Annotated in this window: 16 protein-coding genes; 3 read left to right on the plus strand and 13 right to left on the minus strand. The window is 42.8% G+C overall.

Features of this window, described 5'->3' with window-relative positions; all coding sequences use genetic code 11:
* Positions 1-144: 144 nt before the first annotated feature.
* From whiA to cdaA, 11 genes are all read right to left on the minus strand, one after another.
* On the minus strand, positions 145-1,062 hold the full coding sequence (gene whiA, locus HMPREF2917_RS05390) for a DNA-binding protein WhiA (RefSeq protein ID WP_070589403.1): 918 nt from the start codon (positions 1,060-1,062) through the stop codon (positions 145-147).
* Positions 1,059-2,036, minus strand: coding sequence for a YvcK family protein (locus HMPREF2917_RS05395; RefSeq protein WP_003017791.1), 978 nt, complete (start codon positions 2,034-2,036; stop codon positions 1,059-1,061). Before HMPREF2917_RS05395 ends, whiA begins: the two co-directional genes overlap by 4 nt.
* Positions 2,033-2,923 carry an RNase adapter RapZ gene (rapZ, locus tag HMPREF2917_RS05400; RefSeq protein WP_009732574.1) on the minus strand — a complete coding sequence of 297 codons (891 nt, stop codon included), beginning with the start codon at positions 2,921-2,923 and terminating at the stop codon, positions 2,033-2,035. The genes HMPREF2917_RS05395 and rapZ overlap by 4 nt, the downstream gene beginning before the upstream one ends.
* A 74-nt stretch (positions 2,924-2,997) precedes the next feature.
* Entirely contained in the window at positions 2,998-3,384 is a 387-nt protein-coding gene (locus HMPREF2917_RS05405; protein WP_049472168.1) for a RidA family protein, read from the minus strand.
* An 18-nt stretch (positions 3,385-3,402) separates the two neighbouring features.
* The gene (locus HMPREF2917_RS11260) at positions 3,403-3,567 is read right to left on the minus strand and encodes a hypothetical protein (protein ID WP_003006512.1); all 165 of its coding nucleotides are present in this window, start codon (positions 3,565-3,567) and stop codon (positions 3,403-3,405) included.
* Positions 3,568-3,618: 51 nt separating this feature from the next.
* The gene (gene obgE / locus HMPREF2917_RS05410) at positions 3,619-4,932 is read right to left on the minus strand and encodes a GTPase ObgE (RefSeq protein WP_049474810.1); all 1,314 of its coding nucleotides are present in this window, start codon (positions 4,930-4,932) and stop codon (positions 3,619-3,621) included.
* A 33-nt stretch (positions 4,933-4,965) separates the two neighbouring features.
* The gene (locus tag HMPREF2917_RS05415) at positions 4,966-5,097 is read right to left on the minus strand and encodes a DUF4044 domain-containing protein (protein ID WP_003011566.1); all 132 of its coding nucleotides are present in this window, start codon (positions 5,095-5,097) and stop codon (positions 4,966-4,968) included.
* Positions 5,098-5,214: 117 nt separating this feature from the next.
* Complete coding sequence (locus tag HMPREF2917_RS05420; protein ID WP_070589405.1) at positions 5,215-6,522, minus strand: LPXTG cell wall anchor domain-containing protein; 1,308 nt, start codon at positions 6,520-6,522, stop codon at positions 5,215-5,217.
* Positions 6,523-6,569: 47 nt separating this feature from the next.
* Complete coding sequence (gene glmM, locus HMPREF2917_RS05425; protein WP_023917722.1) at positions 6,570-7,919, minus strand: phosphoglucosamine mutase; 1,350 nt, start codon at positions 7,917-7,919, stop codon at positions 6,570-6,572.
* 22 nt (positions 7,920-7,941) lie between these two features.
* Positions 7,942-8,691 carry a CdaR family protein gene (locus HMPREF2917_RS05430; protein ID WP_070589407.1) on the minus strand — a complete coding sequence of 250 codons (750 nt, stop codon included), beginning with the start codon at positions 8,689-8,691 and terminating at the stop codon, positions 7,942-7,944.
* Positions 8,688-9,536: a diadenylate cyclase CdaA gene (gene cdaA, locus HMPREF2917_RS05435; protein ID WP_070589409.1), complete on the minus strand. Its 849-nt coding sequence runs from the start codon at positions 9,534-9,536 to the stop codon at positions 8,688-8,690. The genes HMPREF2917_RS05430 and cdaA overlap by 4 nt, the downstream gene beginning before the upstream one ends.
* Before the next feature lie 103 nt (positions 9,537-9,639).
* Here cdaA and murT point away from each other — a divergent pair, with 103 nt between their 5' ends.
* The 3 genes from murT to HMPREF2917_RS05450 are packed head-to-tail and all read left to right on the plus strand — an operon-like array spanning position 9,640 to position 12,066.
* Positions 9,640-10,983, plus strand: coding sequence for a lipid II isoglutaminyl synthase subunit MurT (murT, locus tag HMPREF2917_RS05440; protein ID WP_070589411.1), 1,344 nt, complete (start codon positions 9,640-9,642; stop codon positions 10,981-10,983).
* Positions 10,983-11,771, plus strand: coding sequence for a lipid II isoglutaminyl synthase subunit GatD (gene gatD / locus HMPREF2917_RS05445; RefSeq protein ID WP_070589413.1), 789 nt, complete (start codon positions 10,983-10,985; stop codon positions 11,769-11,771). The genes murT and gatD overlap by 1 nt, the downstream gene beginning before the upstream one ends.
* A gap of 10 nt (positions 11,772-11,781) precedes the next feature.
* Complete coding sequence (locus HMPREF2917_RS05450; protein WP_070589415.1) at positions 11,782-12,066, plus strand: LapA family protein; 285 nt, start codon at positions 11,782-11,784, stop codon at positions 12,064-12,066.
* A 22-nt stretch (positions 12,067-12,088) separates the two neighbouring features.
* Here the strand turns inward: HMPREF2917_RS05450 and HMPREF2917_RS05455 are convergent, their stop codons facing one another.
* Positions 12,089-13,276, minus strand: a complete 1,188-nt coding sequence (locus HMPREF2917_RS05455; protein ID WP_070589417.1) for an MFS transporter — start codon at positions 13,274-13,276, stop codon at positions 12,089-12,091.
* Positions 13,277-13,385: 109 nt separating this feature from the next.
* Positions 13,386-14,357 (minus strand): MFS transporter (locus HMPREF2917_RS05460; protein WP_070589419.1); only part of this gene is annotated, 972 nt, incomplete at its 5' end.

Raw genomic sequence — 14,357 nt, forward strand, 5'->3', positions numbered from 1 at the left:
CTTCCTATTTTGACTTTATCCGCAGACGCCCTCTGTATCTTAATTTAGTCATGGAACTTCTATGAAGTTCGCTGACGTCCGTACTCACCTAAGGAAAGTTTTTAAAAAGACTTTAACCTCATTATGAAAGGCCTTTGGCCTTTTTTATTTGTCTAAATCGTCTGCGATCTTATTGATCTTACGCAAGCGGTGATTGACACCGCTTTTTGAAATAGGTTGTTGCAAACTATCGGCGATCTGCTGGATGGAATAATCTGGATGGTTCATCCGGATATAGGCAACTTCTTGCAGGTCACTTGGTAAACTCCCTAGGCCGACCGTATCCACAATTTTACTAATATTATTAATGGTTTTCATGCTAGCAGTAACTGTGCGCTGGATATTGGCCATTTCGGCATTATTGGCCCGATTGAGGTCATTACGCGTCTCTCTCATAACCTTGATGGACTCAAATTCCTGCATGGCTTTCATGGCCTCTACCACAATTAGAAAATCAATAATATCTTCCGCTCGTTGCAGATAGGTTACCACTCCTTTTTTCCGCTCGATGGTTTTCGCATCTAGTAAAAATCCTTGCATGAGAAGGGCAATTCCTTCCGCGTGGTCTGTATAAACAGAATGAATTTCCAACTGGTACTTCCCTTTTTCAGGATCCTTGATGGAACCACTCGACAGAAAAGCCCCCCGAAGATAAGCACGACTGGCTACTTCATCTTCTAAAACACTGGCATCAATGCCTGTCTCAATCCCAAAAAAGGCATCTGCCAAATGCAAGTCAGCAAGAATCTCTTCCACCTTTTCATCCAAGAATACTGTGTAAACACGATTTTTTTTCAAATTGGTTTTTTGGTGGTGGCGAATATCCGATTTGGCCTCATAAAAATGATGCAACAATTCATAGATATGGCGAGCGATCTTGGCATTTTCTGTCGTCACCGAGAGCGTCAAGCCCCCCATTGAAATCCCAAGACTTCCAGACATCTTGATAATGGCAGCCAATTCACTCTTTTCAAATCGCTTGAGAGACAATAATTCTTCTTTTACACGAACCGTAAAACTCATTTTCTCACCTGCACGATCTGCATCAACTCTTCGACTACTTTTTCGCCATCATGAAAGGCTCCTCCATTGACCAGCTTTAAGAAATCGGAAGAAATCACTTGGGGAACTTGCGAGTGCAGCCCCTTGAAATCGTGCTCTACCTGCACCAAGTATTCATCAAATTTGTTACTGTTCATGTAAGCTGCGGGAACCTGATTGATATTGACAAGGACCGTATCGATGAACTTCTCTCCCAAATGTTTATGGAGAACGGCAACGTGGTCACTGTCTGTGAAATGCTCGGTTTCTCCTCTTTGGGTCATGATGTTACAAACATAGGCTACCTGAGCCTTGGTTTCAAGGATGGCTTTCCCAATCTCATCGATCATCAAATTAGGGAGGATCGAGGTAAAGAGCGAACCAGGACCTAAGACGACCATATCACTTTCAAGAATAGCTTCCACCACTTTCTTACTAGCTTTTGGACGCTCTTGATCAAAGGTATTGGTCACATAGACATGATCAATCATGCCGGTGTAGTTAGCAATGTGGCTTTCTCCTACCACTTCTTTTCCATCTTGAAAGACGGCATGAAGGGTCAAGGGACTATCACTGGAAGGATAGATCTTGCCGGTCGTATGAAAGAACTTGGTTAACAACTGCATGGCATTATAGGTCGAGCCTTGCATCTCTGAAATCCCTGCAATGATCAAGTTTCCCAAAGGGTGTCCGGCCAAAGGTCCATCATCGTCTGCAAAGCGGTATTGAAAGACCTTCTCATAAAAACGAGGCATATCTGACATGGCAACCAGCACATTTCGAAGATCTCCAGGTGGTGTCAATTTTTGGATGTTCTTCCGCAATTCACCTGAACTCCCGCCATCATCTGCAACGGTTACGATGGCAGTAATATCGACCGGTTTCTTTCTCAGACTATCGAGGATAACAGAAATCCCTGTTCCTCCTCCAATAACGGTTACTTTAGGTTTTCTCATGAGCGATTCACCGTTTCTTTCCGTCTGTCCTTGTCTCTATGACTGCAATTGACCTGCCAATTTTTTTCTAAATCATGCGCTAAGCGCTCTGCAAAGGCTACTGAACGGTGTTGCCCACCGGTACATCCCATAGCAATGGTGAGAACGGATTTACCCTCCCGTTTATAAGACGGTAAAATAGGAACGATCAAGTCATGGAGGTGACGATAAAAGTCCTCTGATTCAGGGTGATCCATGACGTAATCATAGACAGCTGGATCTTGACCGGTTAAATTCCGAAGTTCCAATTTGTAGTAGGGATTTGGAAGGAAACGCACGTCAAAGACAAGGTCAGCATCGATCGGAAGGCCATATTTAAACCCAAATGACATGACCTCAACCCGAAAATCTGGCTGATTATCTTGACTGGCAAATTGTTCTGCGATCGTTTTTCTCAAATTACGAGGTGTCAACTCAGTCGTATCCACTACATTTTGACTGATATTTTTTAAAGGGGACAAGAGTTCGCGCTCTAGGGTAATCCCATCTAAGACACGGCCATCTGCCGCTAATGGATGGCTACGACGGGTTTCCTTGTATCGTGCTACCAACTCACTGTCAGTGGCATCCAAGAACAAGACTTTGAAATCCAGGTCTTCTTGATTGTCCAATTCATCCAAAATGGTGCGAATTTCATTGAAAAAAGAACGGCTCCGCATGTCCACAACAACGGCTAATTTATTGTTATCTGGGCTGTGGCGCATGAGCTCAATAAATTTCAGCAAGAGCGCCGGTGGCATATTATCGATGGTAAAGTAACCCAAATCCTCAAACGATTGGATGGCAACGGTCTTACCCGCACCGCTCATCCCTGTTACCATGACCAGTTGAATCTTACTTTCTGTCATTTTCTCCTCCCATAAATAAAACAGAGTGGCCTACAGTTTCCTGCTCTCCACTCTGTCTTTTTGTCTTTGAATGGTTATTTGGCTTTGATTTCCGCAATAACTTCAATTTCAACCTTCACATCACGTGGCAGGCGTGCTACTTCAACAGCAGATCGAGCTGGAAACTCTGTGGTAAAAACTGTTTTATAGACCTCATTAAAAGGTACAAAGTCATTCATATCACTTAAGAAACAAGTGGTTTTCACCACGTGGTCAAAGTCTGTCCCTGCCTCTTCCAAAATAGCCCCAATGTTCTTTAAGACTTGCTCTGTTTGTTCTTGGATGGTTTCTCCAATGATTTCACCTGTTTCAGGTGACAAGGGAACTTGTCCACTTGCAAAGAGAAGATTCCCTACGATTTTCCCTTGAACATAAGGTCCAATTGCTGCAGGTGCTTTATCTGTATGAATTGTTTTTGCCATAGTATTCTCCAAGTCTATTTACTTCTGCTGATTTTCTTTTGCTAATTTTTCCCTTTGTAAGCGCAATTTGCGCTTAGGATTTAGCGTATTAAAGAGTTCTTCTAGTTTTTCAGCATTCCAAACATCGGCTGCTGAAACAAAATTTCCATTTTCATCTCGAAAAGATATTGGTTTATCTCCCACTGAAAAAGCCTCACTTCTTATTTGGAATCCTTGATCCGCTGGGGATCTATCTTAATCTACAAACTCAAATTCAAATTTACCGATCCGGACGATATCGCCATCTTTTGCCCCACGCGCACGGAGAGCTTCATCAACCCCCATGCCACGCAATTGACGAGCAAATTTCATGACCGCTTCATCACGATCGAAATTCGTCATATTAAAGAGTTTTTCAAGTTTTTCACCAGACAAGACCCAAGCGGCATCGTCATCCCGACTGATGTCAAAGGCTGGCTGGTCTTCATCAAAGCCATAGTAGACTTCTTCTTGGGCCATTTCGTCTTCTGAATACAAGAGGAATTCTGGTGTTTTGTCTAACAATTCTGCCGTTGCTTCTAACAAATTGTCCAAACCTTGATGTGCCAAACTAGAGATCGGAAAGATCTGTGGCAGTTCATCAAACTCATCATAATTGGCCGCCAATTTCTTCTTGAATTTTTTCAAGTTTTCTTGGCTCTCTGGCATATCCATCTTATTTGCCACGATAATCTGAGGACGTTCCATCAAACGAAGATTATAGGTTTCAAGCTCTTTATTGATTTGAATATAATCTTCGTAAGGGTCGCGTCCTTCACTGGCTGACATATCAATAACATGCAAGATAACCCGGGTGCGCTCGATGTGACGAAGGAACTGGGTTCCGAGTCCGACACCTTGGCTAGCCCCTTCGATCAATCCAGGAAGGTCCGCGACTGCAAAGGATTCACCTGACGGTGTCCGAACCATGCCCAAATTTGGAACGATGGTTGTAAAATGATAGGCACCAATTTTTGGTTTGGCTGAAGTAATGACACTAAGAAGGGTTGATTTCCCAACAGAAGGAAAGCCAACCAAACCAACGTCTGCCAAGACCTTGAGTTCTAATTCGAGTTCGCGTTCCTGACCAGGCTCCCCATTCTCAGAAATCTCTGGGGCTGGATTTTTAGGAGTGGCAAAACGAATGTTTCCACGTCCGCCACGGCCACCGTGGGCAACAATGTACTCTTGTCCATTCTCGACTAGGTCCGTAATGACCTTGCCAGTCTCAGCATCTCGGACTGTCGTTCCTTGAGGGACTCGTACATAGAGATCTTCTGCTCCCCGTCCGTGCATCCCTTTGGTCATTCCTTTTTCCCCATTTTGGGCTTTGAAATGCCTGTTATAACGGAAGTCCATCAAGGTACGCAAGCCTTCGTCTACTACGAAGATGACATTGCCACCACGACCTCCATCACCACCCCAAGGTCCGCCATTAGGGACATATTTTTCGCGACGAAAAGCCACCATGCCATCGCCGCCATTTCCAGCCTTGACCTTAATCTTGGCTGTATCTAAAAACATACTCATAAATAGATGATTTCCTTTATTTCTGTGTGCGTCTTAGTAAGAAAGAGCACCAATTGCGGTTGCAAATATTGCACCAACCGTTACAATCAACATAATCACAATGACCACCATCGTGATCATTTCAAATGGTGTTTTTTTACGTTTTCCGTTATCTCCAAAAGCCACTTCTAATACCTCGATTACTATAAATTCATTAGCCCTATTTTACCACGAAATAGGGGATTTTTCAAATCGAGCCTACACAAAAAGACCAGACAGAAGTCTGATCTTTCATTGATCATATTAAGAATCTTTTCTTACACGTAAAATACCAACCGATAGAATTGCTAGGAAGACACCCATGACAAGAACTACCGGTGTCATCTTTTCACCTGTACTTGGAAGAACTTTTTTCTTACCAGGTTTTGGGGCTTCTTCTTTAACAGAAGATGAAGATGATTTCAATGAAGAACTTGATGTGGATGTTGAGTTCGATTTAGAACTGGAACTCGTTGAAGATGATGAGCTTGATGAAGAACTAGAGCTTGATGAAGAACTAGAACTTGATGAGGAGGTTGAGCTAGGTGTCGGTGGTGTTTGTTCTTTCTCACCTAATCCCTCTCCGGTTCCTGATTCCAATCTCAATTCACGGGTTAAACTACGCGGTGCTGGGAAATTGGTTGCTGTCCATGTTAATGTATTATGGACAACATCACCGACTTTCGTTCCAGGTGCCACTTTTGTAGAATATTCAATATACATTGGCCAATTGTAATTATCACCAAATTCAATTGTAAAACCAGTGATCTTTCCATCTGCATTCTTATTGAAAACAGCTTTTTTAGTAAAGTTATCCAGAACTGGGAGACTTAATATCTGAGCTTCGTTCTTAATCCCACCTTCTACAGGAGCATAACGAACAGCGCGTAAGCTACCTTCAACCAATGTTAAGCCATCTCCGAATTGGTCTTTAATGACCATTCCACGAAGCATATCTTGGCGAGCATTTAAGAGAATCCGCCATTTGATAATGGTTGGATCAGACTTATCTTGGTAACCGTATTTCATCTCATAGTCTCCAGCTTCTCCAGCTGTTTTTTCATAATTAAATGAAAAATCTGTATTTCCTAGTTTAAACTGGATTGGAGAAGTTTTTGTAACTACTTCTGAGTCTACTTTTACATCAAAATGAAGAGCAACTCGTTTGTTGAGTGGATGAGATGCGAAATAATCATTAAAGGTAACGGTCACTGTTTTCTTAGCTGTATCAACGACAGCTTTCCCCACCGTCTGACCATTTGATTGACCTTCCTCAAGAACATTGAATTCCAGTGCTGTGTAGAGGGCTAATTCTTTTGGCAAACTAAGAGTTAAGGTATCACCAGCTTGAATAGTTTGCGAATCTGGAAAGGCTAAATAAATACTTGCTGACAATTTTTCATTTGTCAACACCTTGCTCCCATTTGTTAGCGTGTTACCGTCTTTCGTTAGACGTGCTGTCTGTGTATATGATGAGACTTCTGCAGCATGTATTGTTTTAGTCAAACCAGCTGTGAATAGAATCGTTAGCACTAAGGCAAGTGCCCATACAATTTGACGAACCTGTTTCATATATACCTCCTCTGCTCGCCTATTTGCGAGCCATGTTTTTTACAAGGTTAAAGTCCGATTTCTGCTTGAACAACTGCAGCAATGGTATCTACATAGTAGTCCACTTCTTCATGGGTTGGTGCTTCTGCCATCACTCGAAGGAGGGGTTCAGTTCCACTTGGACGTACCAAAATACGTCCATTTCCTGCCATCTCCGCTTCCATTTTTTCAATGATTTCACGAATAGCAGGTACTTCCATCGCCTTATCTTTCATGCTATTTTCAACCCGGATATTGACGAGTTTTTGTGGATAAATGGTTACTTCAGCAGCCAATTCAGATAATTTCTTGCCGGTTTCTTGCATGATTTTAGTCAATTGAACTCCTGTTAATTGACCATCACCAGTCGTGTTGTAATCCATGATGACGACGTGACCGGATTGTTCACCACCAAGGTTGTAACCAGACTTGCGCATCTCTTCGACCACATAACGATCTCCAACAGCTGTGATTTCTTTTTGAATTCCCTTCGCATCTAATGCCTTGTGGAAGCCGAGATTGGACATGACGGTTGTGACGATCGTATTTTTTTCGAGCAAGCCCTTGCTTGAAAGATAAGAACCGATGATGTACATGATCTTATCTCCGTCAACGATTTCTCCATTTTCATCAACAGCAATCAAGCGATCGCTGTCTCCGTCAAAGGCAAGACCAATCGCTGCACCTACTTCTTTGACTTTCTCTTGCAAATGCTCTGGGTGAGTAGAACCAACCCCATCATTGATGTTCAAACCATCTGGGTTTTCACCGATGACAGTCAATTGAGCTCCCAAATCTGCAAAGATTTGACGGGCACTAGTAGAGGCTGCACCATTTGCTGTATCTAAGACTACGTGCATGCCCTCGAGTTGAACGCCTGTCGATACAAGGAATTCTTGATACTTACGCAAGCCTTCTGGATATTCCATGACCGTTCCTAAACCTTGGGCACTTGGACGTGGAAGCGTATCTTCAGCCGCATCAAGTAAGGCTTCAATTTCAAGTTCGCGATCATCATCCAATTTGAAGCCATCACCACCAAAGAATTTGATGCCATTATCCAAGGCTGGATTGTGGCTAGCAGAAATCATAACTCCGGCGCTGGCTTTTTCCGTACGAACTAGATAAGCAACACCTGGCGTTGCAATCACACCCAACTTGTAGACGCGAATTCCAACAGATAAGAGCCCAGCAATTAAGGCATGCTCTAACATTTCACCAGAAATACGCGTATCACGTCCAACAAATACCAAGGGTGTTTCTTCTTCATGTTGGCTCAACACATAGCCACCGAAACGGCCTAGTTTAAAAGCCAATTCTGGCGTTAATTCTACATTTGCTTCTCCACGGACACCGTCCGTTCCAAAATATTTACCCATTCTTCATTACCTTTTTTACTTTCTAATTACTTGAACTGGAAGAGGTCGACGACGAACTGCTAGAGCTTGACGTAGACGAGCTAGTCTTTGTGGTTACTTTAATCCGTGTTTCACTCGGCTTGACCAGACCTGGTAGAACATTTCCTTGGGCATCTACTGCATTTAAGGAAATGGTTCCGCTATAATTTCCACTAATGATTTCACTGGATGGGAAGACAGCTTCGACATGATCAATGCGACTCAAGGTTTCTTGATCGCTGGTCACTTCTACCTTGGTGGTTTCAAGAGTAATATCCGATACCGTTATTCCATCTACAATTTGATTGTCCGGGATCGTGGCCCTGACCGCAAACGATTTTTTGGCTTTCTTCCCGATTTTTACAGAAACTTTTTGAGGCTCTACGGTTGCGGTCAAACCAGCCGGAAGATCTTCCACAATCAACGGCACTTCAACGGTACCTTCCTTGGCCTTACGAAGATCTGCTACCACACGAAACTTCCGAGTGCCCGGTTGCATCTCACTAGCAAGGGCAACCCGATTTGAACCTTTCAGAAAGACCGTTACCTCTGATGTTAAACCACCGACAAAATATGTCTTGTCATTGTACTTGGCATCAATTGGAATATTGGTCAAGGTATTGGTGTAGGTCTCTGAGCTCACTTGTCTAGCGCTACTATTATTTTGAAAATTAAAGGAAGATGCATTGATAAATAAGATAAAGGACAATAAGACGGAGGCAAAAACATAAAGAAATTCTTTTTTCGATCTCATTTTGTTACCCTCCCAAATAGACGCTCTTTCCAACTAGTCGTTTTATTCTCTTCAGGAACCAGGAAGGCCCTCAATTCTGCCTCGAACTCTTCTAAGGATAAATCATGTCGGAAGGTTCCATTATAGGTCACAGAGATCCCGCCCGTTTCTTCTGATACCACAAAGGTAAAGGCATCCGAAACTTCAGATAAACCAATAGCCGCGCGGTGACGCGTTCCGAACTCTTTTGAAATTCCAGTATTTTCGGTCAAGGGCAGGTAGGCACAAGAAACAGCGATTTTATCATTGCGAACAATGACGGCACCATCGTGTAAAGGAGTATTAGGAATGAAGATATTAATCAGCAATTCTCCTGAAATATCTGCATCTAGAGGAATCCCTGTGGAAATATATTCCTGAAGGGTTCTGGCTCCTTGAATAGCTACCAAGGCACCAATCTTACGTGGGCTCATATAAGCTACTGCCTTGACATAGGCCTGTACCATCTTTTCTTCCTGACTGACTTCACTCGTCGTAAAGAATTCTGTCGCCCGACCCAGACGCTCTAAACCAATCCGAATCTCAGGGGAGAAAATCACAACCAGGGCGATAACCCCATAGGTAATCACTTGATTGATCAGCCATGAAATAGTCGTGAGCCCTAAGAAATTGGCTAAAAACTGCACCAAGAAAAAGATAATAACTCCACGAACCAAAATCATGATCTTAGTCCCTACGATGGCCTTGATCAAAAAATACAACAACCAAGCCACCAGGGCAATATCAATGATATTGATAATAATACTCCACCAATTCGGGAACAAACTGGTCCAAAATTGTGGATTTGTAAACTGTTGAATATTCATATTCTCATACCTACCACTTCTCTAAAAGACATCACCTTATTATAACATGTTTCAACAGATTTTTCTGTAACCTTCTGATGCTTTTTATGATAAAATATGATTTATGAAGATAAATACAACCTTGGGTCTTCTGGCAGGAAAGCTTTCCGGCTCTATTCTAGAAAAAATGGGGCGGGGATCAACCCTACCAGGTAAAGTAGCCCTCAAATTTGATAAAGATATTCTCAGTCAACTGGCCAAAAACTATGAGATTGTTGTGATTACAGGGACAAATGGAAAAACCCTGACCACTGCGCTAACCGTAGGTATTCTCCAAGAAGCTTTTGGACCGATTTTAACCAATCCAAGTGGGGCCAATATGATCTCTGGGATTACAACGACCTTCTTACGGGCTAAGCATTCGAAATCAAATCGACCGATTGCGGTACTTGAAATTGACGAGGCCAGCCTCTCTCGGATTTGTGATTATATTAAGCCCAGCCTGTTTGTGGTCACCAATATTTTCCGAGATCAGATGGACCGCTATGGAGAGATCTATACGACCTACCAAATGATTTTGGATGCCATTCACAAGGTCCCAACTGCAACGGTTCTTTTAAATGGAGATAGTCCGCTCTTTAATAGTCAGACCTTGTCCAATCCAATCCAATATTACGGATTTGATACAGAAAAATCAGAGCCACAACTAGCCCATTACAATACGGAGGGAATCCTCTGCCCGCATTGCCACAACATCCTCAAGTACAAGCTCAATACCTATGCTAACCTGGGAGATTATATCTGTGAGCACTGTGGTTTCCACCGGCCCCCTTTGACCTATGCCGTATCGGATCTCCTGTCTTTAACCCATCGCTCTTCCAACTTCCGGATCCAAGGCCAAGACTACCACATCAATATCGGTGGTCTTTACAACATCTACAATGCCTTAGCAGCTGTTTCTGTTGCTGGATTCTTTGGGGTTCAACCTGAAGTCATCAAGCAAGGATTTGATCGCAGCCGCGCTGTCTTCGGTCGTCAGGAAACCTTTAAGATTGGGGATAAAGAATGTACCTTGGTTCTGATTAAAAATCCAGTTGGAGCTACTCAGGCTATTGAAATGATCAAACTAGCGCCGTATTCCTTCAGCTTGTCTGTGCTTCTCAACGCGAATTATGCAGATGGAATCGATACGAGCTGGATTTGGGATGCCGACTTTGAGCAAATCACCCAGATGGACATCCCAGAGATTAACGCCGGAGGAGTACGCCACTCTGAGATCGCTCGGCGACTCCGGGTCACTGGCTATCCTGCAGAAAAGATCACAGAAATGGCTGAATTAAAAGAGGTCTTCCAACGTATCCAGCAACAGGAAACCCCTCACGCTTACATTTTAGCTACCTATACAGCCATGCTAGAATTTCGTGAACTCTTGGCCCAAGAACACCTGATTGAAAAGGAGATGCACTAATGACATATACTTCCCTAGAATCTTCTGATCAGGCACAGTATCCCTACAGCCTGCGCATTGCCCATCTCTACGGCAATTTAATGAATACCTATGGGGACAATGGAAATATCCTCATGCTCAAGTACGTTGCGGAAAAGCTTGGAGCCCATGTCACTGTTGATATCGTCTCTCTCAAAGACCGGTTCGATCCTGATGCCTACGATATCGCCTTTTTCGGCGGCGGACAAGACTACGAGCAGACCATTGTATCTGAGGACCTACCAGATAAAAAAGAAGACCTCGAACGCTTCATTCATGACAACGGGGTAGTCCTTGCCATCTGTGGTGGCTTTCAGCTTCTAGGCCAATACTACATTGAAGCTTCTGGCAAACGCATTGAGGGACTTGGCATTATGGGCCACTATACGCTCAACCAAGTCAACAACCGCTATATCGGTGATATCAAAATCCATAACGAAGAATTTAACGAAACCTATTATGGTTTTGAAAACCACCAAGGTCGGACCTTCTTGGCTGAGGATGAAAAACCGCTCGGCAAGGTCGTCTATGGAAATGGGAACAACAAAGAAGATGGATGCGAAGGGGTTCATTACAAGAACGTCTTTGGCAGCTACTTCCACGGTCCTATCTTGTCCCGAAATGCCAATTTGGCCTATCGCCTAGTGAGCACTGCTTTAAAAAATAAATATGGCAAGGACCTTTCCCTACCGGCTTATGAGGAGATTCTAAGCTTAGAGCAGCCGGAAGAGTACGCTGATGTGAAAAGCAAGGCTCCGACTGAACAATAAGGAGATAATAATGAACAAAAATAATCTACACTACATTGCTTTATTACTTTTAATTTTATTGATTGCTGGTATTTCCCTTGCAAATATGCAAACGGTCACCGTGAATTTCCTCTTGATTCAATTTAAATTACCCTTGATCATTCTGATCTTGCTCTGTGTCCTCTTGGGTGCATTCGTCATGACCTTGGTTAATTTTTCAAAGGGCTTCTCCCTAAAAAAAGAACTCAAGAGCACTCAAAAGCAACTGGAAGAAGAAAAGAAAGAAATCAAGACAGAAGAAAAAGAAAACAACTAAAAAGCACCGATTGGTGCTTTTTTCATGCTGATGTACCTTCTTTTGCTTGTAATTTCTTGGCGACTACTTGAGCGAGGAGTGAAAAGAGAATGACACCAGCTCCAATCAAGAGAAATGATTCCATACGGACACTTGGCAACCAGGTCATCAATCCTTTAGCTACGGGCATAAAGAGAATGGCTAGGGTAAAAATCGTGCTTAAGACCCGGCCCAGATAGTCTCCTTCTACCTTGGTTTGAACTTGGGTAAAAAAGTGAATGTTAAAAATCGTCATAAAGAGTTCACAGACTAAATTTCCCGAAAAGGAGAGAAAATGCGGAAGGGGCAAGCCCATCATGAAGACTCCTACTCCTGTTAAAATCAATAAGAAGAGAAGCATCTTCATGCTTGATTTAAATTTATTAGCAATCAAAGCTCCGATGATAGAGCCGATAGCGCCCAAGGTTAAGATGGTCGCATATGCTCCATTGACCCCGTAAAGGCGATTGGAAAAGGGGAGTAAAAACTCAAAAGCTGCAAAAAAGAAATTGACGCTGGAAGCCACCAACAAGAGAAAGAAAATCTCTTTCTGATGCCAGATGTAGTCTAGTCCATCTTTCATATCCGAAAAAATATCTTTTCCTGTAAATTTTTTCTTTTCCTGAACCTTGGCTTCTTCTTTCGGAAGGAAAGCGACCAGAACAAAGGCGATGAAAAAGGTCAGCGCATCCAGTAAGAGGGTCGCGTGGAGACTGGCAAATTGTAAAACAAGGAAAGAGAATACAGGTGAGCTAACACCGACAACCTGTAAGACCAACTCCAAGCGGGCATTATAGGTCATAATCTCATCTTTCTCTACAACTTCTGTGATAATAGCTTTATTGGCAGTTCTAGAAAAAGCGAAGGCAATGGCCTGGACAATATTGGCAACAATCAGGGCTGCAATCATCCAACGATCATTCCTGATAAAGGAAATGCCCAAACAAAGGAGACCACAAACCAAGTCGGTCGTCATCAAAATCTTGCGACGGGAAAAACGGTCTGAGATCACGCCACCAAATGGATTGACTAGAATAGAGGTAACGAGTTCAGAAATCTGATAGATCCCCAACACTGTCTTTCCTACCGTCCCCATCGAGGCCAGCCAAACACTGTTCCCATAGTCATAGAGCATATTTCCCATTCGATTGATCGCCCCACGAGAAATCAATTGGACTGCATGTCGATTCATAAAAAAACCTCCTCCATTTTCTGAAACTATTGTATCAGTTCATGAAAGAGGTTTTCATTTTGTCCCATATTTGGGAAAAACAATGGTTTACAAATTTATCAAAGGATCCCTACTGTTTTTTTGATTGAAGCTGCTTAGCTACTAGTTGAGCCAAGAGTGAAAAAAGAATAACCCCAGCTCCAATCAAGAGAAATGATTCCATACGGACGCTTGGCAACCAAGTCATCAACCCTTTGGCGATGGGCATAAAGAGAACAGCCAAGGTATAAATTGTGCTCAATACTCTACCTAGATAATCATCTTCCACCTTGGTTTGTACTTGGGAAAAAACGTGGATGTCGAAAATGGTCACAAAAAATTCACAGACCAGATTTCCTGAAAAGGAAAGATAAGGTGGAAGGGGCAAGCCCATTATGAACACTCCTATCCCTGCCAAAAGCAGTAAAAACAGGAGAATTCTCATACTTGATTTCATTTTATTGGCAACAAGTGCTCCTAGAATAGATCCAATAGCTCCCAGCGTTAAAATGGTCGCATAAGCTCCTTTAACCCCGTATAGACGATTCGAGAAGGGAAGTAAAAACTCAAAAGCCGCAAAAAAGAAATTGACGCTAGAAGCCACTAATAAGAGAAAGAAAATCTCTTTCTGATGCCAGATATAGGCTAACCCATCCTTGATATCAGAAAAAATATCTTTCTCGGTAAACTGTTTCCTCTCTTGCACCTTAGCTTCTTCTTTCGGAAGGAAAGCCACTAGGACAAAGGCAATGAAAAAAGTCAGCGCATCTAATAAGAGGGTCATATGAAGACTGGCAAATTGTAGAACTAGGAAAGAAAAAACAGGTGAACAGACACTAACAACCTGTAAGACTAACTCCAAGTGAGCGTTATAGGTCACAATCTCTTCTTTCTCTACTACCTCGGTAATAATGGCTTTATTGGCAGGTCGAGAAAAACCAAAGGCAATGGCCTGAACAATATTGGCAAAAATAAGAGCCGCAATCATCAAGCTATCATTTGTGATAAAAGAAATCGCCAAACAAAGGAGCCCACAAACCAAGTCGGTCGTCATCAAAATCTT

The sequence above is a fragment of the Streptococcus sp. HMSC061E03 genome, from assembly GCF_001813505.1.
Lineage (GTDB): Bacteria > Bacillota > Bacilli > Lactobacillales > Streptococcaceae > Streptococcus.

Excerpts from the sequence above, each read along its gene's own strand:
- HMPREF2917_RS05420 (WP_070589405.1), bottom strand. The coding sequence starts at position 6,522 with ATGAAACAGGTTCGTCAAATTGTATGGGCACTTGCCTTAGTGCTAACG.
- murT (WP_070589411.1), top strand. The coding sequence starts at position 9,640 with ATGAAGATAAATACAACCTTGGGTCTTCTGGCAGGAAAGCTTTCCGGC.
- HMPREF2917_RS05395 (WP_003017791.1), bottom strand. The coding sequence starts at position 2,036 with ATGAGAAAACCTAAAGTAACCGTTATTGGAGGAGGAACAGGGATTTCT.
- HMPREF2917_RS05430 (WP_070589407.1), bottom strand. The coding sequence starts at position 8,691 with ATGAGATCGAAAAAAGAATTTCTTTATGTTTTTGCCTCCGTCTTATTG.
- cdaA (WP_070589409.1), bottom strand. The coding sequence starts at position 9,536 with ATGAATATTCAACAGTTTACAAATCCACAATTTTGGACCAGTTTGTTC.
- whiA (WP_070589403.1), bottom strand. The coding sequence starts at position 1,062 with ATGAGTTTTACGGTTCGTGTAAAAGAAGAATTATTGTCTCTCAAGCGA.
- HMPREF2917_RS05405 (WP_049472168.1), bottom strand. The coding sequence starts at position 3,384 with ATGGCAAAAACAATTCATACAGATAAAGCACCTGCAGCAATTGGACCT.
- HMPREF2917_RS05455 (WP_070589417.1), bottom strand. The coding sequence starts at position 13,276 with ATGAATCGACATGCAGTCCAATTGATTTCTCGTGGGGCGATCAATCGA.
- glmM (WP_023917722.1), bottom strand. The coding sequence starts at position 7,919 with ATGGGTAAATATTTTGGAACGGACGGTGTCCGTGGAGAAGCAAATGTA.
- obgE (WP_049474810.1), bottom strand. The coding sequence starts at position 4,932 with ATGAGTATGTTTTTAGATACAGCCAAGATTAAGGTCAAGGCTGGAAAT.
- gatD (WP_070589413.1), top strand. The coding sequence starts at position 10,983 with ATGACATATACTTCCCTAGAATCTTCTGATCAGGCACAGTATCCCTAC.
- rapZ (WP_009732574.1), bottom strand. The coding sequence starts at position 2,923 with ATGACAGAAAGTAAGATTCAACTGGTCATGGTAACAGGGATGAGCGGT.
- HMPREF2917_RS05450 (WP_070589415.1), top strand. The coding sequence starts at position 11,782 with ATGAACAAAAATAATCTACACTACATTGCTTTATTACTTTTAATTTTA.